The sequence below is a fragment of the Candidatus Limnocylindrales bacterium genome (assembly GCA_035626395.1).
GTDB lineage: Bacteria > Desulfobacterota > Binatia > UBA1149 > CAITLU01 > DASPNH01.
Genome location: DASPNR010000002.1, coordinates 188,293 through 211,343, shown reverse-complemented (window position 1 = coordinate 211,343; position 23,051 = coordinate 188,293). Strand labels below are relative to the sequence as shown.

Below are 23,051 nucleotides of genomic sequence, written 5' to 3'. Positions count from 1 at the left end.
GGGCTCACGCGCACGGACCATCATGGCAGTCAGAAGGGCAGAGCGCGTCGCGCGTCAGGTCGTTCAGGCGCTGGCGTCGATCCTGGAGGAGGGCACGCACGACGCGCGCCTGTCGCGCGTGACGCTGACCGACGCGCGCATGAGCGACGACCTCAGGCACGCACGCGTCTACTTCAGCTGCTTCGGCGGCCAGGAGGAAGCGGCCGAGGCGGCGCACGCACTGACGGCGGCGAGCGGCTATCTGCGGCGTGAGCTGGGAACGCGCCTGGCGCTGCGATCGATTCCGGCGCTGGTGTTCGAGTACGACGAGAGCCTGGCGCGCGCCGAGCGCATCGAGAAGCTGCTCAAGGGCGGCGGCGGCGCAGGGCAGGGAGAGTGAGAGCGATGCGCGGGCGACGAAGGGGCGGCGGCGACGGTCCCAGCGGTCTTCTGCTGGTGGACAAGCCGATCGACGTGACGTCGGCCGGCGTGGTCGCGCGCGTGCGGCGCGTGCTCGGCGGCGTCAAGGCGGGCCATGCCGGAACGCTCGATCCGTTCGCCACCGGGCTGCTGCCGCTGTGCCTCGGCGAAGGCACCAAGCTCGCCGGCTACCTGACCGATTCGGACAAGACCTACGAAGGCGTCATCCGCCTGGGTGTGCGCAGCGACACGCTCGACATCACCGGCAACGTCGAGGCCGGTGGGCCCCTCCCCGCGCTGGACCAGGCGCGGCTGGATGCGCTGGCGGCGGAGCATACCGGAGAGGTCCTGCAGGTGCCGCCCGCATTCTCGGCCATCAAGGTCGGCGGGCGGCCGATGTATGAGCTGGCCCGTCGCGGCCTGGCTCCGCAGCTGCAGCCGCGACCCGTGCGCGTGGACCGCCTGGAGCTGACCGCGCTCGAGGATCGCCGGCTGGAGATCACGATCGACTGCTCCAAGGGCTTCTACGTTCGCTCGCTGGCGCGAGACATCGGCGAAGCGCTCGGCTGCGGCGCCGTGCTCGAGAGCCTGCGCCGCACCCGCGTCGGCGCGCTGCGCGTCGACGCGGCGATTCCACTGTCCCGTATCATGGATGAGGACGGCCGGCCCGAGGCCGAGGCCGCCATCGTGCCGCTGATCGAAGCGGCCGCTCATCTCCGGCTCGTCCGCATCGCGCCAGCGGACGCCGCCGATCTTCGTCTGGGGCGCCAGCATCCTCTTTCTCGTCTGGGGCCGGCTTTTGCGGCGGGCGAACGTATCCGCATCGCCGCCGGCTCCGACCTGGTGGCGGTGGCGGTGGCACAGGGAAAGCTGTGGACGCTCGAACGAGTGTTCGCGGCGCCTCGCGCCGCGGCCTCGTGAAGGCCCTCGCTTGCCTTGCCAACCTCGCCGGCCCGTGTTAACTGCCTGCGGCTCAGACGGAAGAAGAGGAAAGGAACAAGCGACACGTCCGTGACCAGCATCGCCGAAAACAAGCAAGCAAAGCAGGAACTCATCTCGGCCTACCGAAGGCACGAGTCCGACTCCGGCTCGCCCGAAGTGCAGATCGCTCTGTTGAGCACGCGCATCACGCATCTCACGGAGCATTTCAAGGTTCACGCCAAGGACCATCACTCGCGCCGCGGCTTGCTCAAGCTGGTCAGTCAGCGACGCCGCCTCTTGGATTATCTCAAGAGGACGGACCACGACCGTTACGTGAACGTCATCGAACGGCTCGGCATTCGTAAGTAGCGCACAGTCTCCCTGCCTCTTCTCCCGACCGCGAAACATCATAGGTCAGGAGAAGTTCTTGAAATGAGGCATGAAGTAGCCCTCGAAATCGGTGGGCGTCGGCTCGTCCTGGAGACGGGTCGGATCGCCAAGCAGGCCCATGGCGCGGTGGTGGTCTCGTACAACGACACCGTCGTCCTCGTCACCGCAGTATCCCAGGACAGCCCGCGAGAGGGCGTCGATTTCTTTCCACTCACGGTCGAGTACCAGGAAAAGGCATTTGCCGCCGGCAAGATCCCCGGCGGCTTCTTCAAGCGTGAGGGCCGTCCCGGCGCCGACGAGATCCTGACCTGCCGCTGCATCGACCGTCCGATCCGCCCTCTGTTCCCGGAGGGCTACCGCAACGAGACGCAGATCATCGCCACGGTGCTGTCGGCGGACCGCGCCGGCGCGCCCGACGTCATCAGCCTGATCGGCAGCTCGGCGGCGCTGCACATCTCGGACATTCCCTTCGGCGGCCCCATCGGCGGCGTGCGCGTCGGGCGCCTCAGCGGAAAGCTCATCGCCAACCCGACGGTCGATGAGCTGGAAGCGTGCGACATCAACCTGCTGGTCGCGGCCAAGCGCGATTCGATCGTCATGGTCGAGGGCGGCGCGCAGCAGGTGCCCGAGGACGAGCTGCTGGAGGCCCTGTACTTCGGGCACGAGCAGATCATCCCGATCATCGACATGCAGGAGGAGCTGCGCCGCCTGGCGGGGCAGCCCAAGCGCGAGTTCACCGCGCCGACCATACCCGAGGACGTGCTCAGCCGCGTGCGCGAGATCGCCGAGCCGCTGCTGCGAAAGGCCTACTCGATCACGGTCAAGCAGGAGCGCTACGCGCAACTCGAGGTCGCCAAGAAGGAATTCAAGGCGCTGATTCCGCCCGAGCTCTCCGAGCGCATGGGCGAGGTCGGTGCGGCCTACGGCCGTGTCAAGGAAGACATCGTTCGCGGCGACATCGTCACCAAGGGGCTCCGCGTCGACGGCCGCGACCTGCACACGGTACGGCCGATCGCCATCGAATGCGGTTTTCTGCCGCGCACGCACGGCAGCGCGCTGTTCACGCGCGGTGAAACGCAGGCCATCGTCGTGGCCACTCTCGGTACCTCGGCCGACGAGCAGCGCATCGATTCGCTGCTCGGCGACACCAAGAAGCGCTTCATGCTGCACTACAACTTCCCGCCCTACAGCGTGGGCGAGGCCAAGATGCTGCGCTCGGCCGGCCGCCGCGAGATCGGTCATGGCGCCCTGGCGGAGCGGGCGGTCAGCGCGGTGCTGCCGAGCCCCGATGAGTTCCCGTACACGCTGCGCGTGGTCTCGGAGATCACCGAATCCAACGGCTCCTCCTCGATGGCCACGGTGTGCGGCGCGTCGCTGTCGCTGATGGATGCCGGCGTCCCGATCAAGGCGGCGGTTGCCGGCGTGGCCATGGGCCTCATCGCCGAGAACGACGGATTCTACGTGCTCACCGACATCCTCGGCGACGAGGACCATCTCGGCGACATGGACTTCAAGATCGCAGGCACCGAAAAGGGCATCACCGCGGTGCAGATGGACATCAAGGTCGAAGGCCTGCCTCGCGAGGTCATGCGCGACGCCGTGCACAAGGCGCGCACGGCGCGCCTGCACATCCTTGCGGAGATGGCGAAGGCGCTGCCCCAGGCGCGCGACGTCATGTCGATCCACGCTCCGCGCATCGAGACCATCCGCATCCATCCCGACAAGATCCGCGACCTCATCGGCCCCGGCGGCAAGGTCATCCGCGGGATCGTCGATCAGACCGGCTGCAAGATCGACGTCTCCGACGACGGCACGGTCCTGGTGGCATCGAGCGATGGCGAGGCTATGCAGCGCGCGCTCGACATCATCCACGGCATCACCGCCAGCCCCGAGGTCGGACGCATCTACCACGGCACGGTCCGCCGCATCACCGACTTCGGCGCCTTCGTCGAAATCCTGCCCGGCACCGACGGCCTGCTGCACATCTCGCAGCTCGAGGACCGGCGGGTCGAGAGCGTGCGCGACGTGGTCAAGGAAGGCGACAAGATTCCCGTGAAGGTCCTGGAAGTGGACCGGCAGGGGAAGATCCGCCTGAGCCTGAAGGAAGCGCGCCGGGAGATGGCGGAGAAGGAACAGGCCAGCGGGGATAACGCTTGAGCGAGCTCCTGCGCGTCACGCGTCTCGAGAACGGCGTCCGCGTCGTGACCGAGACGGTCCGTGACGTACCATCGCTGGCGCTCGGCGTGTGGGTCGATACCGGATCGCGCTACGAAGAGGAGCGCACGATCGGCATCGCGCACTTCGCCGAGCATCTGCTCTTCAAGGGAACGCCGAGCCGCTCGGCGCGCGAGATCGCCGAGTCCATCGAGCGCCGCGGCGGCAGCATCGATGCGTTCACGGACAAGGAGTACACCTGCTACCACGCCCGCGTGCTGCACGAGCACGGGGACGTGGCGCTGGAGGTGCTCTCCGATCTGGTGCTGCACGCCGAGCCGCGAGCGCAGGACGTGGAGCTCGAGCGAGAGGTCATCATCCAGGAAATCCTCGACGTCGAGGATGATCCCGAAGAGTACTGCCACGACCATTTCCTCTCCTGCTACTGGCCCGGCCATCCGCTGGGCTGGCCCGTGGCGGGCACGCTGGCCAGCGTCGAGCGCATCACGCGTGAGGACGTGGTCGGCTTCCTGCGCGAGTTCCGCCGTCCCGACCGGCTCGTCATTTCGGCGGCCGGGCGTCTCGATCACGACGACCTGGTGGCGCGCTGCCGCGCCATCTTCGGATCGCTCGAACCGCAGAACGGTGCCGAGCGCCGCATCGACCGGCCCGACTTCCGGCCGGGCCTCTACGTCGTCAAGCGCGAGATCGAGCAGGCGCACGTGCTGATCGGCATGCCCGGCCTGTCGGTGATCGATCCTCGGCGCGAAGCCGCCGAAGTTCTCATCGCCGCGCTCGGCGGTGGAATGAGCTCACGCCTCTTCCAGCGCATCCGCGAGGAGCGCGGCAAGGCCTACTCCATCTACGCGTTCCAGGATCCGTTCCACGACATCGGCTACACCGGCGTCTACGCGGCCTGCGCGCGCGAGTCGGTGGCCGAAGTCAGCGACATCATCTTCGAGGAGCTGCGCTCGGTGTGCCGCGACGGCCTCGGTGCCGGCGAGCTCGACCGCGTCAAGAACCAGCTCGTGGGCAGCATTCCGCTCTCGCTGGAGACCACCGACAGCCGCATGTCGCGCATCGGGCGCAACATGCTCTACTTCGATCGCCCGCTGGCGATCGAAGAGATCACGAGGGCGATCGAGGCCGTCACCAACGACGACATCGTCGCGCTGGCGCGCGAGCTGTTCAGCTTCGATCGCGCCGCCGCCGTTCTGCTCGGCGACGTCGAAGGCGACCTCATGGCACTGCCCGCCACCTGACGCATGAGCAGCGATGAACGCGAGGTGCGCGTGGCCATCACGCGCGTGCGCGACACGACGCTGCCGTTGCCGCGCTACATGACCGAAGGTGCGGTCGGAATGGATCTGCCTGCCGCGCTGGAGGCGCCGATCACGCTCGCTCCCGGCGAGCGCACACTGGTTCCCACCGGATTTGCGATTGCCATACCCCGTGGCTACGAGGGCCAGGTTCGCCCGCGCAGCGGGCTCGCGCTCAAGCACGGTCTGAGCATTCCGAACGCTCCGGGGACGATCGATCCGGATTACCGCGGCGAAGTCGCCGTCATCCTGATCAACATCGGAACCGAGCCCGTCACCGTCGAGCCGGGACAGAGAATCGCGCAGCTCGTGATCTGCCCCGTGGCCCGGTGCCGCCTCGAAGAGGTCGGAAGCCTCGGCGAGACCGGGCGTGGCGGCGGCGGTTTCGGCCACACATCCTCCTGATCGTCGCGCGGCCGCTCCCGTCTTCCCGTCGCCTGCTTGCACCGCGACTCGCGGCAGCGAGGTGCGACGCCGACGGCACCGCCAGGGCAACCGCGAGGGCAACCGGATGATACCCCGTTACACGCGCCCGGCCATGGGCGCTCTGTGGAGCGATCAGCATCGTTACGAGCTGATGCTCGCCATCGAGATCGGCGTCTGCGCCGCGCTGGCCCGCCGCGGCACGATTCCCGACCAGGCGGTCGAGGAGATTCGCGCCAGGGCCAGGGTCGACGCCGATCGCGTCGCGGAGATCGAGGCGCAGGTGCACCACGACGTCATCGCCTTCGTCACGGCCGTGGCCGAGACGGTGGGCGAGGCCGGGCGCTTCCTGCACTTCGGCATGACCTCCTCGGACGTCGTCGACACGGCCTTCGCCCTCCAGCTCAAGGAGGCCAGCGGCATTCTGCTCGAAGGCGTCGATGGCCTGCGCGCGGCCGTGCGCAGGCAGGTGCTCGCCCATCGCGACACGGTGATGGTCGGCCGCAGCCACGGCATCCATGCCGAGCCCATCACGTTCGGCCTGAAGCTGGCGGGGTGGTACGCGGAGCTCGGCAGGGCGCGCAGGCGGCTGCTCGCGGCCAGGGAAGACATCTCCTTCGGCAAGCTGTCGGGAGCGGTCGGCACCTACGCCGTCAACGGCCCCGACATCGAAGCCGAAGTCCTGGCCGAGCTCGGGCTGAGGCCCGAGCCGATGGCCACGCAGGTGGTCCCCCGCGACCGCCACGCCGCCTTCTTCACGACGCTGGCGGTGATCGCCGGCGGCATCGAGCGTTTCGCCACCGAGATCCGCCACCTGCAGCGCACCGAGCTGCTCGAGGCCCTGGAGCCCTTCGCCAAGGGGCAGAAGGGATCGTCGGCGATGCCGCACAAGCGAAACCCCATCCTTTCGGAGAACCTGTGCGGCCTCGCCCGCATCGTCCGCGCCAGTTCGCTGGCCGCGCTCGAGAACATCGCGCTCTGGCACGAGCGCGACATCAGCCACTCCGCCGCCGAGCGGGTGATCGGGCCCGATGCCACCACCGCTCTGGACTTCATGCTCGCGCGACTGACGCGGGTGGTGGAGGGCCTGGAGGTCCGGCCCGCAGCCATGGCGAAAAATCTCGACCTGACCGGCGGGCGCCTGTCCTCGGAGAGATTACTGTTGGCGCTGGTCGACAAGGGCGTCCGGCGCGAGGAGGCGTATGGGTGGGTGCAGCGCTGTGCGCTGAGCGATGGGGACTTCCGCGCGCATGTGGCAAGCGATGTCGACATTTCCCGGCACCTGAGCCGGGCGGAAATGGAGGATGCGTTCGATGTGCGCCACGCGCTGACGCACGTCCAGACCATCATAGACCGAGTGCTCGAGGAGTAAGACCGTGGCTGCACCGCAAAAGACAGAGCTCATCGCCGAAGGAAAGGCCAAGAAGATCTACGCGACGACCGACCCCGACAAGCTGATCTTCTTCTTCAAGGACGACGCCACCGCGTTCAACGGACAGAAGAAGGACCAGATCACGTCGAAGGGGATGCTCAACGCACGCATCTCCGCGCGCTTCTTCACGCTGCTTCGCGAGCGCGGCATCGACAACCACTTTCTCGAGCTGCTCAACGAGCGCGAGATGCTGGTGCGGCGCCTCACCATCATCCCCGTCGAGACGATCCTGCGAAACCTCGTCACCGGCAGCCTCGGCAAGCGCCTGGCGCGTCCGGAGGGCGAGGAGCCGCGCAATCCCATCATCGAGTTCTGCTACAAGTCCGACGAGCTCGGCGATCCGCTCATCAACGACGATCACGCAACCGGCTTCGGCTGGGCCACGGCGCAGGAGCTCGCCGAGATCCGAGGGCAGACGTTGGCGGTGAACGCGTTCCTCAAGCCGTTCATGCTCGAGCGCGGCATCATCCTGGTCGACTTCAAGCTCGAGTTCGGGCGCACCAGCGACGGCAAGGTGCTGCTCGGCGACGAGATCTGCCCCGACACCTGCCGCTTCTGGGACGCGGCCACACGCAAGAAGCTCGACAAGGACCGCTTCCGCCAGGACCTCGGCGACGTGGCCGAGGCGTACTACGAAATCGACCGGCGCATCGCGCAGTAGGAGAGCGGACGTTGCGATTCCTGGCCCGGATCTACCTCATGCCCAAGCCTTCGATCCTGGATCCGCAGGGCAAGGCCGTGGAGGGGTCGCTGCATTCGCTGGGCTTCCGTGAGGTGGCCGACGCGCGCATCGGCAAGCTCATCGAGCTCCACGTCGACGGCGACAGCGCCGGGGCGGTGCGCACGCGGGTGGACGAGATGTGCCGGCGGCTGCTGGCCAACGAGATCATCGAGGACTTCCGCTTCGACGTCGAGGAGCAGAGGTCGTGAAGTGGGGCGTCGTCACCTTTCCCGGAACCTGTGACGACCGCGACGCCTGCTACGCCGTCTCGCTGCTCGGCGATCAGGCGGTGCCGCTGTGGCACGGCGACGAGGACCTTCGAGGCGCCGACGCGGTCGTGCTGCCGGGCGGTTTCTCCTACGGCGACTACCTGCGCTGCGGCGCCATGGCGCGCTTCTCGCCGGTCATGCGTGCGGTCGCCGCGCATGCCCGCGCCGGCGGGCCCGTGCTCGGCATCTGCAACGGCTTCCAGATCCTGTGCGAGGCCGGGCTGCTGCCGGGCGCGCTGGTGCGCAACCGCTCGCTGCGCTTCCTCTGCCTGCCGGTCCACATCCGCGTGGAGAACACCGAGACCGCCTTCACCGGCGCATGCCTTCCGGGCCAGCTCCTGGAGATTCCGGTCAAGCACGGTGAGGGCTGCTTCGTGGCGCCACCTCATGAGCTGGACCGCCTCGAGCGCGAAGGCCGGGTGATCTTCCGCTACACCGCCGACGCGCCCAACGGAGCGATGCGCGACATCGCCGGGGTGGCCAACGACGCCGGCAACGTCGTCGGGCTGATGCCGCATCCCGAGCATGCCGTCGATGCGGTCCTCGGCTCGACCGACGGCGCCTATCTGTTCCGCTCCGCCGCGCTGTGGCTCGAGCGCGCGGCGCGTGGCGCCGCGCAGGAGAGCAGGGCGTGAGCGCAGCGCCCAAACTCCGGCCCGTCGACGAAAGCCTGGCGCTCGAGCACGGCCTGACCAGTCAGGAGTACGAGCGCATCCTCGAGCACCTGTCGGGCCGCACGCCCACGTTCGAAGAGCTCGGCGTGTTCTCGGTCATGTGGTCCGAGCACTGCAGCTACAAGAGCTCGCGCGTTCATCTGCGGCGCCTGCCGCAGAGCGGGCCGGCGGTGCTGCAGGGACCGGGCGAGAACGCCGGCGCGGTCGACATCGGCGGCGGCATGGCGGCGATCTTCAAGATCGAGAGCCACAACCATCCGTCCTACATCGAGCCCTATCAGGGCGCGGCCACCGGCGTCGGCGGCATCCTGCGCGACATCTTCACGATGGGTGCTCGGCCGGTCGCCAGCATGAACTCGCTGCGCTTCGGATCGCCGGACCACGAGAAGACGCCGTTCCTGCTCAAAGGCGTGGTGGCAGGCGTAGGCGGCTACGGAAACTCGGTGGGCGTGGCAACGGTGGGCGGCGAGGTCGTTTTCGATCCCGGCTACAACGGCAACATCCTGGTCAACGCGTTCACCCTCGGCATCGTGCGCGCGGACCGCATCTTCCGGGCCGTGGCCAAGGGCACCGGCAATCCGGTGCTGTACGTGGGCTCCAAGACGGGGCGCGACGGCATCCACGGCGCCAGCTTGCTGGCGTCCTCGGAGTTCAAGGAAGAGTCCGAGCAGATGAAGCCGACCGTGCAGGTCGGCGATCCGTTCACCGAGAAGGTGCTCATCGAAGCGTGCCTGGAAGTGCTGCGCGGCAACGACGTCGTGGCCATCCAGGACATGGGGGCCGCCGGCCTGACCAGCTCGTCGGTGGAGATGGCATCACGCGGCGAGGTCGGCATTCGCCTCGATCTCGATCGCATCCCGTTGCGGGAAGCCGACCTGACTCCCTACGAGATGCTGCTGTCCGAGTCGCAGGAGCGCATGCTGCTGGTCGTGCACCAGGGGCGCCAGGCCGCGGTGCGCGAGGTCTACACGCGCTGGGGTTTGGACTGCGTCGAGGTCGGGGAGATCACGGACACCGGCCGCTTCGAAGCGTTCCATCACGGGCAGCAGGTCGCATCGATCCCGATCGCCGCGCTTACGGACGCCGCGCCGAAGTACGAGCGGCCGATCCAGGAGCCGCGAAGCCGCCCGCCGCGGCTGGACGAGGCAGCGCTGCCGCTGCCGCACGATCTGTCGAGCGAGCTCCTCGACCTGATCGTCGCGCCGAACCTGTGCAGCAAGAGCTGGGTCTATCGCCAGTACGACTCCTACGTCGGCGCCAACACGGTCGTGCAGCCGGGCGGCGACGCCGCGGTGGTCCGGGTGCGCGAGACGGGCGGGGCGCTGGCGATGAGCACTGACTGCAACGCGCGCTACTGCTCGCTCGATCCCTTCGTCGGCGCGCAGCATGCCGTGGTGGAGGCGGCGCGCAACGTCTACGTGACGGGAGCGCGGCCGCTGGCCATCAGCGACTGCCTCAACTTCGGCAGCCCCGAAAAACCGGAAGTGATGTGGCAGTTCGCGCGCGCCATCGACGGCATGGCCGAGGCGTGCAGGACGCTGGAGATCGCCGTCATCTCCGGCAACGTCAGCTTCTACAACGACACGCAGGGCGCCTCGATCCCGCCGACGCCGACGGTCTCGCTCGTCGGTCTCATCGAGGACGCGCGCGCAGTGGCAAGGATTGCCTTGCCGCCATCGGCCGACATCCTCCTGCTCGGCGGGGGAACGCCCGTTCTCGAGGGATCGGAGTATCTGGCCTTTCGCCACGGCCTGACCGGCGACCGGCCACCACCCGTCGATCTGGCCGCCGAGCGCGCTCTCGGCGAGCTGTGCCGGGCCCTGATCGCCGAGGGCACCGTGACCTGCGCCCACGACGTTTCCGACGGCGGCGTGGCAATCGCGCTGGCTGAGATGTGCATCGCCGGCGACGTTGGCGCGACCGTGGAAGTCGACGTCCCCGGGCGCGCCGACACGGCCCTGTTCGGAGAAAGCGGCTGCCGAATCCTGGTAGCAGTGGCGGGCGCGCGCACCGAAGATGTGCTGGCGCGAGCGAAGGCGGCCGGCATCGCGGCGACGCACCTGGGGTCCAGCGGCGGCGACCGGCTCCGGATACGAAGCACCGCCGGCGGCTCGCTCGTGGACGTGTCGGTGCTCGAGCTTGGCGACGCGTGGCGCGAGACGCTGCCCGCCATCGCCCTGGGCGAGTACGAACAGACTCGTGCGGCGCGCGCGCAGCGTGCCCTGTCGTCCGTCGCGAAGCGTACCTAGTATGTCGAAGATCTCGTGCATTCCTCAGGTCCACGGCCGCTCGACGGCCGAGCTCGACCGGTTCCATGAGGAATGTGCGGTCGTGGGCGTGTACGGCCAGCCCGAGGCGGCCAACCTCGTCTACCTGGGCCTGTATGCGCTGCAGCACCGGGGGCAGGAAGGGTCCGGCATCGTCTCCAGCGACGGGCAGGCGCTGATCAGCCACCGCGAGCTGGGACTGGTCGCCGACGTTTTCGATGCGAACATCATCCGGCGGCTGGCCGGCAACAACGCCATCGGCCACAACCGCTACTCCACCGCCGGCGAGACGCTGCTGCGCAATACGCAACCGCTGGTGGCGGAATACTCGCTCGGCAGCCTGGCGGTGTGCCACAACGGCAACTTCGTCAACGCGGGTGACCTTCGGCGCCGTCTCGAAGAGGACGGCTCGATCTTCCAGTCCACCTCCGACACCGAGGTGCTGGTGCATCTGGTGGCGCAGTCCAAGCGCCCCGAGCTGCTCCAGCGCGTCATCGACGCACTCGGCGAAGTCGAAGGGGCGTACTGCGTGCTGTTCCTGTCGGAGGACGAGTTGATCGCCGCCCGCGATCCGCACGGCTTCCGGCCTCTGGTGCTCGGGCGCTTTGCCAGCGGAGGCTGGGTCGTCGCATCCGAAACCTGCGCGCTCGATCTGGTGGAGGCCGAGTACGTGCGCGAGATCGAGCCGGGCGAGGTGGTGCAGTTCAAGGGCGGGGAGGTGAAATCCATCCGCCCCTTCGGCCACGTGCCCACGCGGGCCTGCATCTTCGAATACGTCTACTTCGCCCGACCCGACAGCCGCGTCTTCGGCCGCAACGTCTACGAAGTGCGAAAGGAGATGGGACGCCAGCTCGCGCGCGAGTCGCTGGTGCCGGCCGACATCGTCGTGCCCGTGCCCGACTCCGGCGTTCCTGCCGCGCTGGGGTTCTCGGAGGAGTCCGGACTGCCTTTTGAGCTCGGGCTGATCCGCAACCACTACGTCGGCCGGACGTTCATCGAGCCGTCGGACTCGATCCGAAACTTCGGCGTCAAGGTGAAGCTCAACGCGCAGCGCGACGTGCTCGAAGGCAAGCGGGCCATCGTCATCGACGACTCGATCGTACGCGGCACCACCAGCCGCAAGATCGTGCGCATGATCCGGAGCGCCGGAGCCACCGAGGTGCACCTGCGCATCAGCGCGCCGCCGACCATCAGCCCGTGCTACTTCGGCGTGGACACGCCGACGCACGGCGAGCTGATCGCCAACAACCTCGACCTCGAGGGTATCCGCGAATACATCGGCGCTGACTCGCTGGCCTATCTTTCGCGCGAAGGCCTCTACGCCTTCCGCAATAGCGCCGAGCCGCCGGGGCAGGGTTTCTGCGACGCGTGCTTCTCCAAGGAATATCCGGTGACGGTGAACCACGACGGCGAGCCGCGACAGATGCGGCTGTTCCACGCCAACGAGATGCAGCGAACCGGCAAAGCCGGCAGTTGAGTCAGATCACCGTGTGCCGGAGCCAATGCGCATCGTCGCGCTCCGGGCAGTCGACGTTGTAGTGCAGCCCGCGGCTCTCCCGCCGCGTCCGCGCCGACCGTACCATCAGGTCAGCCACCAGCGCGATGTTGCGCAGCTCGAGCAGGTCGCGGGTGACCAGGAAGTCCCAGTAGTACTGCTGGATCTCCTCGCGGATCATCGTGATGCGCGCCGCGGCCCGCGCCAGGCGCCGGTCGCTGCGGACGATGCCGACGTAGTTCCACATCAGGCGGCGGATCTCGTCCCAGTTGTGCGCGATGACCACCGATTCGTTGATGTCGGTGGCACGCCCGGAGCTCCAGGCGGGGATTCTCGGCGGCGGCTGCGGATCCTGCGCGAGGCGCCGGCGCGCGTGCTCGGCGGCGCGGTGCCCGAACACCAGGCCCTCGAGCAGCGAGTTGGAGGCGAGCCGGTTGGCACCGTGAAGCCCCGTCATCGCGACCTCGCCGGCGGCGTAGAGGCGATCCACCGAGGTCTCGCCGTCCAGCCCCGTCATCACGCCACCGCACATGTAGTGCTGCGCCGGCACGACCGGGATCGGCTGCCTGGTGATGTCGATGCCGTAGGTCAGGCAGCGCTCGTAGATGGCGGGGAAGCGCCGCTTGATGAAATCCTCACCGCGCGCCGTCACGTCCAGCAGCACGTTGTCGAAGCCGGCCATCTTCATCTCGTGATCGATCGCGCGTGCAACGATATCGCGGGGCGCCAGCTCGCCGCGCGGATCGTAGTTGGCCATGAACGGCTGCCCGTCGGGCCGGCGCAGGACGGCACCTTCGCCGCGCATGGCCTCGGTGACCAGGAAAGACTTGGCCTGCGGATGGTACAGACACGTGGGATGGAACTGGATGAATTCCATGTCCGCCACGCGGCAGCCGGCGCGCCAGGCCATGGCGATGCCGTCGCCCGAGGCGATGTCGGGATTGGACGTGTACAGGTAGACCTTGCCGGTGCCGCCGGTTGCCAGCAGCGTAGCGCCGGCGGTGAACGCGTCGACGGCGCCGGTGGTGGTATCGAGCACGTAGGCTCCCCAGCACTGCGGCTGGCCGTGCGAGTAGCCGAACTTCTCGTCGATCAGCAGGTCGATCGCGAAGCGGCTCTCGAAGACGTCGATATTCGGATTGCGCCGCACCTCGGCGGACAGCGCCCGCACCATCTCCTTTCCGGTGTGATCGGCGGCATGGAGGATGCGGCGCCGCGAATGGCCGCCTTCCAGCCCCAGCTCATAGTCGCCTGCGCCACCGGCCGAGCCTTCGCCGTTCTTCAGCGAGAACTGCACGCCGAGAGCGATGAGTTCACGAATGCGCGCCGGCCCTTCGGAGACGACCAGCTCGACGACGTCGCGATTGCACAGCCCGGCGCCGGCTTCGATGGTGTCGCGGACGTGCTGCTCGACCGAATCGTCGGCAGCCCACACTGCAGCCACACCGCCCTGTGCCCAGTTCGTGTTGGAGTCCTCGAGCGCGCGCTTGGTCAGGATGGCAACCCGTCCCTGCACCGCCGCACGCACGGCGAACGTCATTCCTGCGATGCCGCTGCCGATGACGAGGTAGTCGAAGTGGGGCATGGACGGCAAAGTCTACTCGCTCACCGGAACGGGGCCAAAGCACCTGTCAGCGGGTGGCGGCGCAGCGGGGAAAGGGCTACCTTGAGCGCGCTCTGCTGCGCGGCGCGCACTCTTCGTGCCACGGTAGGGTTGCGTAATGCCACACGACGGAAGCGACGCGCAGGACGGAAGCGAGCTGTTCCGCCAGCTTCCCAACATTCTGACCCTGCTACGCATCCTGGCCATTCCCCTGCTCGTATGGCTGCTCAGCTATCCGGGGCCGCGCGAGTCGGTGGCCGCAATGGGCGTGTTCTTCCTGGCGTCCATGACCGACTTTCTGGACGGCTGGATCGCGCGGCGCTACGGGCTGGTCACCCCGCTCGGCAAGCTGCTCGATCCTCTGGCCGACAAGCTGCTGGTGGTTTCGGCGCTGGTCATGCTCGGCGTTCTCGAGCGAGACCCCGGCGTGCCGGGCTGGCTGCTGGTGGTCATCATCGGCCGTGAGCTTTCGGTGACGGGCCTGCGCAGCATCGCGGCCGTGGAGGGGATCGTCATGGGCGCCGAGGTCACCGGCAAGACGAAGATGCTCCTGCAGACGCTCGGCGTGCACTTCCTGATCGTTCATTACCGGTACCTCGGGGTCAGCTTCCACGACGTCGGCCTGACCTTGCTGGTGCTGTCGGCGGTGGTGGGCACGTGGTCGGCCGTGGACTATCACCTCCAGGTCTTTGCACGGCTCCGGCTGCGGCCGGCCCGCTGGGGGTGAATGTGGCGGAAATGCGGGGTCGGCCGTGAAATCGCGGCCTTTTCACCCGACCGCCCACTTGCATGGACGCCGGATTCGGTTACAAACTGCCCGTCTTTCCGCTTTGGGCGGGTGTAGCTCAGCTGGCTAGAGCGTCTGCTTGCCATGCAGAAGGTCGCCGGTTCGATCCCGGTCACCCGCTCCAACTTATCTCTCGATGGCCGTTCGGTTTTCGGCTTCAATTCGAGAGCCCGAAACCGTAGCATACCCAGGTCGTTCTGTTAGAATGCCGTCTCACGCTTGAGCTTTCAGGGGGGACTGCCTTATGGAACGGCCAAAGGGGCCGCATGCTTCGACCAGATTGCAGCGGCGGCTTTTGGTGGTGGCTCGTTCCGCGGAACCCTTCGCCCCCTTCGCTCGACTCACGGGCGTGGGTCGCACTGGTCGCGGTTTTTAGTAAAGGCTTGGAATGTCGATAGTATCGGGGGGCCGCAACGCGGCGTCTGACTCTGAACGGGAAGCCCTGCGTATGAGAATCGTGAACTCCACTTCGTGCAAGCTGCACGCCGGCCTCGGCTTGGCGTCGCTCGTCATGCTGATGCTGCCTGCTGCGGCCTTCGCACAACCCTTTCATGTTCCCTGCCAGACCGGCGGCGACCAGATGGGGTTCGCGATCGCGGCCAACGGCGACTTCAACGGCGACGGCGTCAATGACATCGCCGTCGGCGCGCCATGCACCTTCGCCCGTCTTCATCCGAAGGCGGGTCGCGTCGTCGTCCTGGACGGGCGCAACGGCAAGAAGCTCTTCACCAAGAGAGGCAGCCAGGACGGTCAGTGGATGGGCGCCGCGGTCTCCTTCATCCGCGACGTCAACGGCGACGGTCGCGATGAGCTTGCGGTCGGCTCGCCCGGCTACGACGTCACCCCCTACGACCAGCGCGATCCGCTCGTTCGCACCAAGGACCAGGCCGGGCGCGTCGACGTGTGGCAGCGCCGCAAGCGCCGCATGGTCGTCTTCGGCACCAACGCGCACTCGGGCTTCGGCGAAAAGATCCAGCCTCTCAACGACGTCAACGACGACGGCAAGCACGACTTCGTCGTCAGCGCCTCCACCGACAGCCTTCCCGACGGCCGCAGCCAGCCTGGCCGCGTCTGGATCGTATCGGGCCGCAACGGCGACTTCCTCGGATTCAAGGTCGGTCCCAAGGCCGGCAAGAACTACGGCCGCAGCCTCTCCGCCGCCGAGGACATCGACGGCGACGGCGTGACCGATTTCCTCGTCGGCAGCGACGAGGTCAACATCTTCCAGGTTCGCCGCGCCGGCGTGGTCGACCTGGTCTCCCCGACCAATCTGGACGAGGAGCTCTTCCGTGTCGTCGGCGCGCGCCGAGACGGCATCGGCAAGTCGATCGATTACGCAGGTGACGTCCAGAACGACGGCATCAAGGATTTCATCGCCGGCTCGGACGGTTCCGACGACACGGGCGTGAGGCTGTCGGGTCTGGTGACGCTGTTCGGCGTCGACGGCGAGCGACACTGGGTCAAGGCCGACACCGAGGTGCAGGAAGGCGCACGCTTCGGCGACGCCGTGGCCACCATCGGCGACATCGACGGCGACCTCGTCACCGACTTCGCGGCTGCGGCCTCGCAGTTCGACATCTTCGTGAACGAGCTGAAGGCGCCCGATGCCGGCCGCGTCGTCACGCTCTCTGGCGTGGACGGCTCGCAGATCTGGGAGCTCGAGGGCGACCGGCGCGAAGAGCAGTTCGGCTGGGCGCTCGAAGGCGGCCTCGACTTCAACCTCGACGAGGTCCCGGATGTCCTCGTCGGCACGCTCGGCGACGCGCCCTTCGGTCGTCGCGGGGCCGGCACGGTACGCATTCTTTCGGGCGTCAACGGCGAGGAGCTGTTCCGCTTCGCGGGGCGCCGCGGCCTCGAGACGCGCATCGTCACCGCGCTGCCCGAGACGCCCACGCGCGCGCGCCTGCGCTCCTTCAACCGCAACGGCCGCCGCCTCGAGATGGACACGGTCGCCCTCAACGGCATCCAGCTCGGTGAGCTGGACGTGACGGTCCTGAACGATCGCGGCGCCAATGTGCCGGCTCCCAAGGCCGTGCAGGCCGCGATCTCGACCGGCCACGGCTCCACCGACTCCACGGTCGAGGTCTACCGCCTGGGCCGCCGCGACAAGCTGGTGGACCGCTTCCGCGTCTTCCCGATCGAGGTGCAGTCGGGCGCCGAGTGCGACGGCGGCGAGATCGACCAGGAAATCAACGAGGACCTGGTCTGCGCGCAGTCCGATTCGACCGACGGCAACGTGGTCGTGCGCATCTTCAAGCGCCTCGATGAGGAAGACCCGTTCTTCATCATCGACGAGTTCCAGGCCTTTGCCTCGACCGACGTCTACAACGAGTTCATCCCGATCAACGCAGGCGGCGCCACTGTGGCCGTCGGCGACGTGGTCGGCGGCAACGAGGACGAGATCGTCGTCGGCACCACGCGCGGCGTTCCGATCGTCAAGGTGTTCAACCGCGAGGGCGCTCTGCTCAGCCAGTTCCTGGCGTACGACCCCGTCGAGTTCTCGGGTGTGGACGTCGCGGTCATCGACCTGGCCGGCAGCGGCGACAAGCGCATCGTGACGGCGCCGCGACAGGGCAACGCGCTGATCAAGGTGTTCGACGATCAGGGCAATCGCGTGACGTTCGGCCGCGACGACGACCTCATCAGCATCCTGGCGCGTCCGGTCAGCTACACCGGCGGAGCGCGCGTGGCCGCCGCCGACGTCGATCTGGACGAGCGTCAGGAGATCCTGGTGCTGATCCCGCGACCCGAAGGCGGGCACGAAGTGCTGGCGTACGAGGGCACCAACCTGCCCGTGAAGCGCTTCCGCGAGTTCAACCCGACTCCGGGCGCCGAGGAAGGCGGCAGCATCGCCGGCACCGATCGGTTCGTCCGCAACTAGAGCCAAGTCGGGGCGGCAGGCGCGGCTGCGTCTTCCGCCCCCGTCTCTGCTTGGCAGCTTTTCCCGATTCTCCGCCCGACAAGACGCGGATGCCGCTGACCGGCATCCGCGTCGCCGATTTCAGCCATGTGCTGGCCGGACCGTTCTGCACCCGCATCCTGTCGGACCTGGGCGCCGAGGTCATCAAGGTCGAGACGCCCGAGGGCGATCTGTCGCGCCGGCTGGGCCGCCGGCGCGGCGGCATGAGCGGCTACTTCCTGCAGCAGAACGCGGGGAAGGCCAACGTCTCCATCGACATGAAGAAGGCCGCCGGCCGCGAGCTGGCCGCATCTCTGGCCGCGGCGTGCGACGTGGTGGTGGAGAATTTCCGTCCCGGTGTCATGGACGGCCTCGGGCTCGGCCAGGCGGCGCTGCGGTCGCGCAATCCGGCGCTGATCTACTGCTCGATCAGCGGCTTTGGCCACGACAGCCCTGAGCGCGGTCGCCGAGCGTTCGCAGGCGTCGTGCACGCCGCCACGGGAATGCTCCACCGTCAGGCGGCTGCCTGGCATCACGAGCCCGAAGACTCGGTGCTGGCGGTCGGCGATACCGTGACAGGCCTGCAGGCGGCGATCGCGATCCTGGCTGCGCTCCAGCTTCGGCAAAGGACGGGGCGAGGGCAGTTCATCGACATGGCCATGCATGATGCGCTGCTGGCCATCCAGGAGGCGGCCAATTTTCATCTCTTCGGCGACGGCGGCTCCGACACCGACTTCCTGTGTGCGTGGGTCTATCGCTGCAAGGGCGAGCACGTGGTGATTCCCGCCGATCCGCGCGCGCAGTGGGCCGAGCTCGTCGCGCTCATGAAGGCGCCCGAGCTGCTGACCGACCCCCGCTACGACACCTACGAAAAGCGCGAGGCGTGCCTGCCCGAGCTCGAGGCGCACGTGCAGGACTGGGTGGAAGGCCAGCCGAGCGCCGCTGCGGCGGTGGCCACGCTGCACGCGCGCGGGATGGCGGCGGCCAAGGTGGTGACGATGGCCGAGGCGCTGCAGTCCGAGCAGACGCGCGCCCGGCGCATGACCGTTCCCGTCGACGACCGCAGCGGGCGGACGACGTACGTGCTCAACAGCCCGTATCGCTTCTCGGACGCCGAGGCCGGTGTGCGTGGAAGCGCCGCGTTTCGCGGCGAGCACAATGCGGAGATCCTGTCGCGGCTGCTTGGCCTGTCGGCGGAAGAAGTGGCTGCGCTCGAACGCGACGCCGTCATCTCGTCGCGTCTGCCACCGCGATAGCAGCGCGGCCGTCCGCCAGCTGCCGCAAACTCTTCGCCGCACCCGCCTTGCAACGCTTCGCACGTCGTCGTCGATGTCGCGCCGGCTCAGGCCGCCATCGTCCCCGCCGCAGCGACTGCACTTCTTGCACTGATCGCGTCACCGGCTAGGTTGCCCGCTCCGGATGCGCCGAGACACAGGAGCCGACGATGAAACTGTACGACTCGACCATCGCACCGAACCCGCGCCGCGTGCGCATCTTCCTGGCCGAGAAGGGCATTACCGTGCCGCTGGAGCAGGTCGACATCCGCTCGGGCGCCAACCGCCAGCGCGAGTTTCTGGCGAAGAACCCGATCGGAACGCTTCCGGCGCTCGAGCTCGATGACGGCCGCGTGCTGGCCGAGAGCCTTGCCATCTGTGAGTACTTCGAGGATCTGCATCCGGAGCCGGCACTGATCGGCCGGACGCCCGAAGAGCGCGCGTTCACCAGGATGTGGGAGCGGCGCATGGAGCTCGAGGTGATGTTCCCGCTGCTCGGCGCGTTCCGGCACGGCAGTCCCTTCTTCAAGGGCCGCATCACGCAGGTCGAAGGCATGGTCGAGCCGAGCCGAGCTGCCGCCCGCAAGCGCCTTGCATGGATCGACGAAATCCTCGGTAGCCGGCCCTACGTCGCCGGCGACCGCTACACCATCGCCGACATCACGCTCTTCTGCACCATCGACTTCGGCGGCCTGGTCGGCGAAGGCTATGACCCCAGCCTCACGAATCTCGCCAGGTGGCACGAAGCGATGAAGTCGCGGCCTTCAGCCGGCGCGTGACGGCGAGGCGGGAAGCGACGAGCCCACGCCGACCAGGCCGCGCAGAGCGGGTGAGATGCAAGGCGCGCGCCGCGTGCACAGCGCAGGCGGGCTGGAGGCCCGCCGGAGCGAGCACGCGAGACGCCGCAGAACGCCCTGCGCGGCCTGCCGCCCTAGAAGCCTTTGACCGCGCCCGACCGCTTGTACAGCTGCCACACCACGTGCCAACCGACCAGAATGATGATCCCCAGCCCCACCTCGCGCGGCACCGAGTCCGGGAAGGCGGTAACCGTATGCTGATTGATCATCGTGAACAGCAGCGGCACCGACAGATAGGTGTTGTGCCGTGAGCGCAGGCCCGCCAGCGCCACGAGCTTGGCATCGGGCGCCTCTCCGTTCTTGACCGCGGTGATGATCTTCTGCTGGGCGGGCCAGATGCGGAACCACACGTTGAAAGCCATGATCGTGCCGAACATCGCGCCGACGTGGATGAGCGTGCCGCGGTAGCTGAAGCCGGCCCAGCGCATGATGAGCATCACCATGACGACCAGCACGAACCCGACCGCGTATTTGATCTTGACGTCGCCGATGGCCTCCGACGAGATCAGCATGTCGTAGACGAGGAAGCCGCCGAAGGTCAGCAGGATGGCCACCAGCGCGGCGATCGACCAGCTCGCCTCGCCCTCCAGCGCAAGACGGCCGTGATAGAAGAGGATCATCGCCATCAGCACGCCGGTGATCCATGTCCAGGCGGCGCCCCAGCGGAACCACCACAGCGCACGCGGCAGGAGCTCGGGATTGACCGCCTTCTTGACGTCACCACCGATGGTGGTCTGGAAGGGCGCATTGACGAAGTTGAAGAAGTACAGGTGACCGATCCAAACGATGCCCGCGATGATGTGAATCCAGCGCAGGTACGGGTCGAGATAGCTCATCTGGTGCTCTCCTTCGCTGCAGAAAAGATGGGAAATTCCCGAGTCCCCGGGTTGCCCGACCTATAGCGCGCCAGGGACAGGGACGCCAGCGGCCCGCACAAGGGCAAAGCGCCAAGGCACCGCCTGCCCCGATGCCCACGACTGCTGCGGCTGCCCGACGCGCGGCACGCCTCGTCGCGCTCGGCGCGTCGGCGCCTCAGCGGCCGCCTGCGATGATGTTGGAAATGAGGAAGACGTCCTCGGTCGTGCCCTCGGCCGCGCCGAAGTTGAAGTACCAGCCTTCCTCGCCGGCGATCGATGGCGAGGGCAGCAGACAGCGCGTGGCGTGGTCGAGCTGCATGTCGAACATGCTCAGAGCCGGGATGAACTGCTGCTCGTAGTCATAGACGGCGCGCTTGGCGGCAGGGAAGGGCTTGCGGCCGATCTTCCATTGATTGACCCAGGCCTTCCACAGCGCTCCCTTCTTGTCGTACAGCTCGGTGTAGGCGATGACGAAGCTCTGCCGGTCCAGGTAGATCACGCGCCGCGAGTACGCGTACTCGGGCAGACGCGAGCGCCCTTCGATGACGTAGACGTCGCGCATCTCCCAGGTGTCGTCGAACAGGAAATTCGCGCCGCCGGCGGCCCATCGGGCGGGAAAGTTCCTGGTGTGCAGCGGCGCCAGAAGGCGCTTCGTGCCGAGTAGGCGCCATTCCATCCAGGCAGGGTTGCCGGCAAAGCCGCCGTAACTGTCGATGTCGGCGTCCTGGCCGAACAACGCGTCCGAGCGCTGCGCCGACGACAGTCTGCGCACGCGCTTGAGCAGCGGGTAGTAGAGCCAGCTGTCGTCCTGTCGGAACGGGTCCTGGTGCCGGTTGTAGGTCAGGCCGACGCCCTTGAGATCGAACGGCTCCAGGATCGGATGGAGCACCTCGCGATAGCGGATGCCGTCGGGCGTCACCCACGTCGGCTTGGGATCATGGTAGAGGCGGCTGACGTAGTAGAGGCGCCGGAAGTGCCCGAGCACGAAATGACGCTCGATGCGCAGGCCGCTTTTCGGATCGAGGCTCCCTGTGTCGCATTCAAAATTGCGCACGTCGAGGTCGTCGACGACGATGCGGTTCTCGTAGTTGAACATCAGCTTGACGGCCGCATCCGGATCCTTCTCGTCGGCGAAGGGGAAGGGCAGCCCCGCGATGTAGTTCTCGACCCTGTTCTTGTCCTTCGAGAGCTTGCACTGCGCGTGGTATTTCTGCGTGGCCTCGAGCCGCGCGGGCTCGAGCGGAACATACTCGGGTGCGATGACCTCGATGCGCAGCCCGCGATCCAATGACCACTGGATCGATGGGCCGATGTGGTCGGTATACGCCTGGTAGTTCTGACCGGTGATGATGGTGCCGACCGGCGGCTCGTCGGCAGCGGCTGGGGCAGCGAGCGCAGCCAGCATCGACATCGCGGCAACGATCAGTGAAGGCGGCCTCATCCGGCGTCCTGGTCGGGGACCGGCAGGATGCGTGAGTTTGCCGGCCTCAGCCAGCGCCCCAGCACCACGCCCGCCAGCACGCCACCGACGTGCGCATAGTGATCGCGACCCGGCTCGAACCCCACCATCATCCCGAACAACGCCGCCAGAGCACCGAGCGTCTGCCACGCCGGACGCCGCTGCTCATAGGTTCCGGCGGCATACGGCAGCGCCGTCCCTGCCAGCGCGCCGAGGATGCCGCACACGCCGCCGGAGGCGCCGGCCTTGACCGCAGCGCTGGCGTTCAGCAGCTGGCTGAGGACGTTGCCGGCAACGCCGCTGATGACGAAGGCCGCCAGGAACCGCCCCACGCCCAGCTCGGCGGCGAGCGGTGGGCCGAGGATGGCCAGCGCCGACATGTTGCTGACCAAGTGGCGTATGTCGAAGTGCAGAAAGACCGCGCTCAGCAGCCGCCACCACTCGCCCTGCGCGACGAGATAGGGCACCACCGCGCCCGCTTCGATCATCCGTGAGCGCGGCGATGGCCCGACGCCTTCGTGCACGTACAGGTGGATCGCCACGCACAACGCGCCCAGGCCCGCCGCTGCGTACGCGGCCTTTCCCGACCATGCGCCGTGCGGAAACAGCGTCGGCGCCGGCGGCGGCGCCGGGCGCTCGGGCTCCTTCTCGCGCAGCAGGGCTTCGGCCCGCTCGGCCTGCTCCTCGGGCACGCTGACTTCCCAGCCAAGCGGCGGCTGATTGCGCGCCTGCGCATCCAGGCCCATTGCCAGCAGGAGGATGACCGCTTGCTGCGCCTGGTGGGTCTTGAGGCCCGCACGCAAGACGGTGCGGGCCGTCGGGTTGCTCATGGACCGAGCGTGCCACATGGT

At 67.7% G+C, this 23,051-nt stretch carries 20 protein-coding genes and 1 tRNA gene; 17 read left to right on the top strand and 4 right to left on the bottom strand.

Annotation, left to right across the window (positions count from 1 at the left end):
• Nucleotides 1-22 precede the first annotated feature (22 nt).
• From rbfA to purF, 12 genes are all read left to right on the top strand, one after another.
• Entirely contained in the window at nt 23-379 is a 357-nt protein-coding gene (rbfA, locus tag VEC57_01315; protein HYB97747.1) for a 30S ribosome-binding factor RbfA, read from the top strand.
• Nucleotides 380-384: 5 nt separating this feature from the next.
• Nucleotides 385-1,320: a tRNA pseudouridine(55) synthase TruB gene (gene truB, locus VEC57_01310; protein ID HYB97746.1), complete on the top strand. Its 936-nt coding sequence runs from the start codon at nt 385-387 to the stop codon at nt 1,318-1,320.
• Between the two features lie 99 nt (nt 1,321-1,419).
• Nucleotides 1,420-1,689 carry a 30S ribosomal protein S15 gene (rpsO, locus tag VEC57_01305; protein HYB97745.1) on the top strand — a complete coding sequence of 90 codons (270 nt, stop codon included), beginning with the start codon at nt 1,420-1,422 and terminating at the stop codon, nt 1,687-1,689.
• A gap of 63 nt (nt 1,690-1,752) precedes the next feature.
• A complete protein-coding gene (pnp, locus tag VEC57_01300; protein HYB97744.1) occupies nt 1,753-3,867 on the top strand; it encodes a polyribonucleotide nucleotidyltransferase in 2,115 nt (704 codons plus the stop codon).
• On the top strand, nt 3,864-5,126 hold the full coding sequence (locus tag VEC57_01295) for a pitrilysin family protein (GenBank protein ID HYB97743.1): 1,263 nt from the start codon (nt 3,864-3,866) through the stop codon (nt 5,124-5,126). The genes pnp and VEC57_01295 overlap by 4 nt, the downstream gene beginning before the upstream one ends.
• A 3-nt stretch (nt 5,127-5,129) precedes the next feature.
• Entirely contained in the window at nt 5,130-5,588 is a 459-nt protein-coding gene (dut, locus tag VEC57_01290) for a dUTP diphosphatase (GenBank protein HYB97742.1), read from the top strand.
• A 106-nt stretch (nt 5,589-5,694) separates the two neighbouring features.
• Nucleotides 5,695-6,978 carry an adenylosuccinate lyase gene (purB, locus tag VEC57_01285; protein HYB97741.1) on the top strand — a complete coding sequence of 428 codons (1,284 nt, stop codon included), beginning with the start codon at nt 5,695-5,697 and terminating at the stop codon, nt 6,976-6,978.
• A gap of 4 nt (nt 6,979-6,982) precedes the next feature.
• Nucleotides 6,983-7,699 (top strand): phosphoribosylaminoimidazolesuccinocarboxamide synthase, encoded by a 717-nt coding sequence (purC, locus tag VEC57_01280; protein ID HYB97740.1) that lies wholly within the window; start codon nt 6,983-6,985, stop codon nt 7,697-7,699.
• Nucleotides 7,700-7,710: 11 nt separating this feature from the next.
• Nucleotides 7,711-7,968, top strand: coding sequence for a phosphoribosylformylglycinamidine synthase subunit PurS (gene purS / locus VEC57_01275; protein ID HYB97739.1), 258 nt, complete (start codon nt 7,711-7,713; stop codon nt 7,966-7,968).
• Entirely contained in the window at nt 7,965-8,663 is a 699-nt protein-coding gene (gene purQ, locus VEC57_01270) for a phosphoribosylformylglycinamidine synthase subunit PurQ (protein ID HYB97738.1), read from the top strand. Before purS ends, purQ begins: the two co-directional genes overlap by 4 nt.
• Nucleotides 8,660-10,951 carry a phosphoribosylformylglycinamidine synthase subunit PurL gene (gene purL, locus VEC57_01265; protein HYB97737.1) on the top strand — a complete coding sequence of 764 codons (2,292 nt, stop codon included), beginning with the start codon at nt 8,660-8,662 and terminating at the stop codon, nt 10,949-10,951. The genes purQ and purL overlap by 4 nt, the downstream gene beginning before the upstream one ends.
• A 1-nt stretch (nt 10,952) precedes the next feature.
• Nucleotides 10,953-12,446 (top strand): amidophosphoribosyltransferase, encoded by a 1,494-nt coding sequence (purF, locus tag VEC57_01260; protein HYB97736.1) that lies wholly within the window; start codon nt 10,953-10,955, stop codon nt 12,444-12,446.
• A 1-nt stretch (nt 12,447) separates the two neighbouring features.
• Here the strand turns inward: purF and nadB are convergent, their stop codons facing one another.
• Nucleotides 12,448-14,049, bottom strand: coding sequence for an L-aspartate oxidase (gene nadB, locus VEC57_01255; GenBank protein ID HYB97735.1), 1,602 nt, complete (start codon nt 14,047-14,049; stop codon nt 12,448-12,450).
• Nucleotides 14,050-14,185: 136 nt separating this feature from the next.
• Between nadB and pgsA the strand changes: the two genes are divergently transcribed.
• From pgsA to VEC57_01230, 5 genes are all read left to right on the top strand, one after another.
• Nucleotides 14,186-14,794 (top strand): CDP-diacylglycerol--glycerol-3-phosphate 3-phosphatidyltransferase, encoded by a 609-nt coding sequence (pgsA, locus tag VEC57_01250; protein HYB97734.1) that lies wholly within the window; start codon nt 14,186-14,188, stop codon nt 14,792-14,794.
• Nucleotides 14,795-14,901: 107 nt separating this feature from the next.
• Nucleotides 14,902-14,978 (top strand) — tRNA-Gly (locus VEC57_01245).
• 333 nt (nt 14,979-15,311) lie between these two features.
• Nucleotides 15,312-17,735, top strand: a complete 2,424-nt coding sequence (locus VEC57_01240) for an integrin alpha (GenBank protein ID HYB97733.1) — start codon at nt 15,312-15,314, stop codon at nt 17,733-17,735.
• A gap of 50 nt (nt 17,736-17,785) precedes the next feature.
• A complete protein-coding gene (locus tag VEC57_01235; protein HYB97732.1) occupies nt 17,786-19,009 on the top strand; it encodes a CoA transferase in 1,224 nt (407 codons plus the stop codon).
• 188 nt (nt 19,010-19,197) lie between these two features.
• Nucleotides 19,198-19,806: a glutathione S-transferase family protein gene (locus VEC57_01230; GenBank protein HYB97731.1), complete on the top strand. Its 609-nt coding sequence runs from the start codon at nt 19,198-19,200 to the stop codon at nt 19,804-19,806.
• Nucleotides 19,807-19,958: 152 nt separating this feature from the next.
• Here the strand turns inward: VEC57_01230 and VEC57_01225 are convergent, their stop codons facing one another.
• From VEC57_01225 to VEC57_01215, 3 genes are all read right to left on the bottom strand, one after another.
• Nucleotides 19,959-20,720 carry a urate hydroxylase PuuD gene (locus tag VEC57_01225; GenBank protein ID HYB97730.1) on the bottom strand — a complete coding sequence of 254 codons (762 nt, stop codon included), beginning with the start codon at nt 20,718-20,720 and terminating at the stop codon, nt 19,959-19,961.
• Nucleotides 20,721-20,916: 196 nt separating this feature from the next.
• Nucleotides 20,917-22,182, bottom strand: coding sequence for a DUF1329 domain-containing protein (locus VEC57_01220; GenBank protein ID HYB97729.1), 1,266 nt, complete (start codon nt 22,180-22,182; stop codon nt 20,917-20,919).
• Nucleotides 22,179-23,030 (bottom strand): rhomboid family intramembrane serine protease, encoded by an 852-nt coding sequence (locus VEC57_01215; protein ID HYB97728.1) that lies wholly within the window; start codon nt 23,028-23,030, stop codon nt 22,179-22,181. The genes VEC57_01220 and VEC57_01215 overlap by 4 nt, the downstream gene beginning before the upstream one ends.
• Nucleotides 23,031-23,051: the final 21 nt, after the last annotated feature.

Coding starts and splice junctions, on each gene's coding strand:
- purB (HYB97741.1), top strand. CDS start 5,695: ATGATACCCCGTTACACGCGCCCGGCCATGGGCGCTCTGTGGAGCGAT.
- dut (HYB97742.1), top strand. CDS start 5,130: ATGAGCAGCGATGAACGCGAGGTGCGCGTGGCCATCACGCGCGTGCGC.
- VEC57_01220 (HYB97729.1), bottom strand. CDS start 22,182: ATGAGGCCGCCTTCACTGATCGTTGCCGCGATGTCGATGCTGGCTGCG.
- nadB (HYB97735.1), bottom strand. CDS start 14,049: ATGCCCCACTTCGACTACCTCGTCATCGGCAGCGGCATCGCAGGAATG.
- pgsA (HYB97734.1), top strand. CDS start 14,186: ATGCCACACGACGGAAGCGACGCGCAGGACGGAAGCGAGCTGTTCCGC.
- rbfA (HYB97747.1), top strand. CDS start 23: ATGGCAGTCAGAAGGGCAGAGCGCGTCGCGCGTCAGGTCGTTCAGGCG.
- VEC57_01215 (HYB97728.1), bottom strand. CDS start 23,030: ATGAGCAACCCGACGGCCCGCACCGTCTTGCGTGCGGGCCTCAAGACC.
- VEC57_01230 (HYB97731.1), top strand. CDS start 19,198: ATGAAACTGTACGACTCGACCATCGCACCGAACCCGCGCCGCGTGCGC.
- truB (HYB97746.1), top strand. CDS start 385: ATGCGCGGGCGACGAAGGGGCGGCGGCGACGGTCCCAGCGGTCTTCTG.
- purF (HYB97736.1), top strand. CDS start 10,953: ATGTCGAAGATCTCGTGCATTCCTCAGGTCCACGGCCGCTCGACGGCC.
- VEC57_01225 (HYB97730.1), bottom strand. CDS start 20,720: ATGAGCTATCTCGACCCGTACCTGCGCTGGATTCACATCATCGCGGGC.
- pnp (HYB97744.1), top strand. CDS start 1,753: ATGAGGCATGAAGTAGCCCTCGAAATCGGTGGGCGTCGGCTCGTCCTG.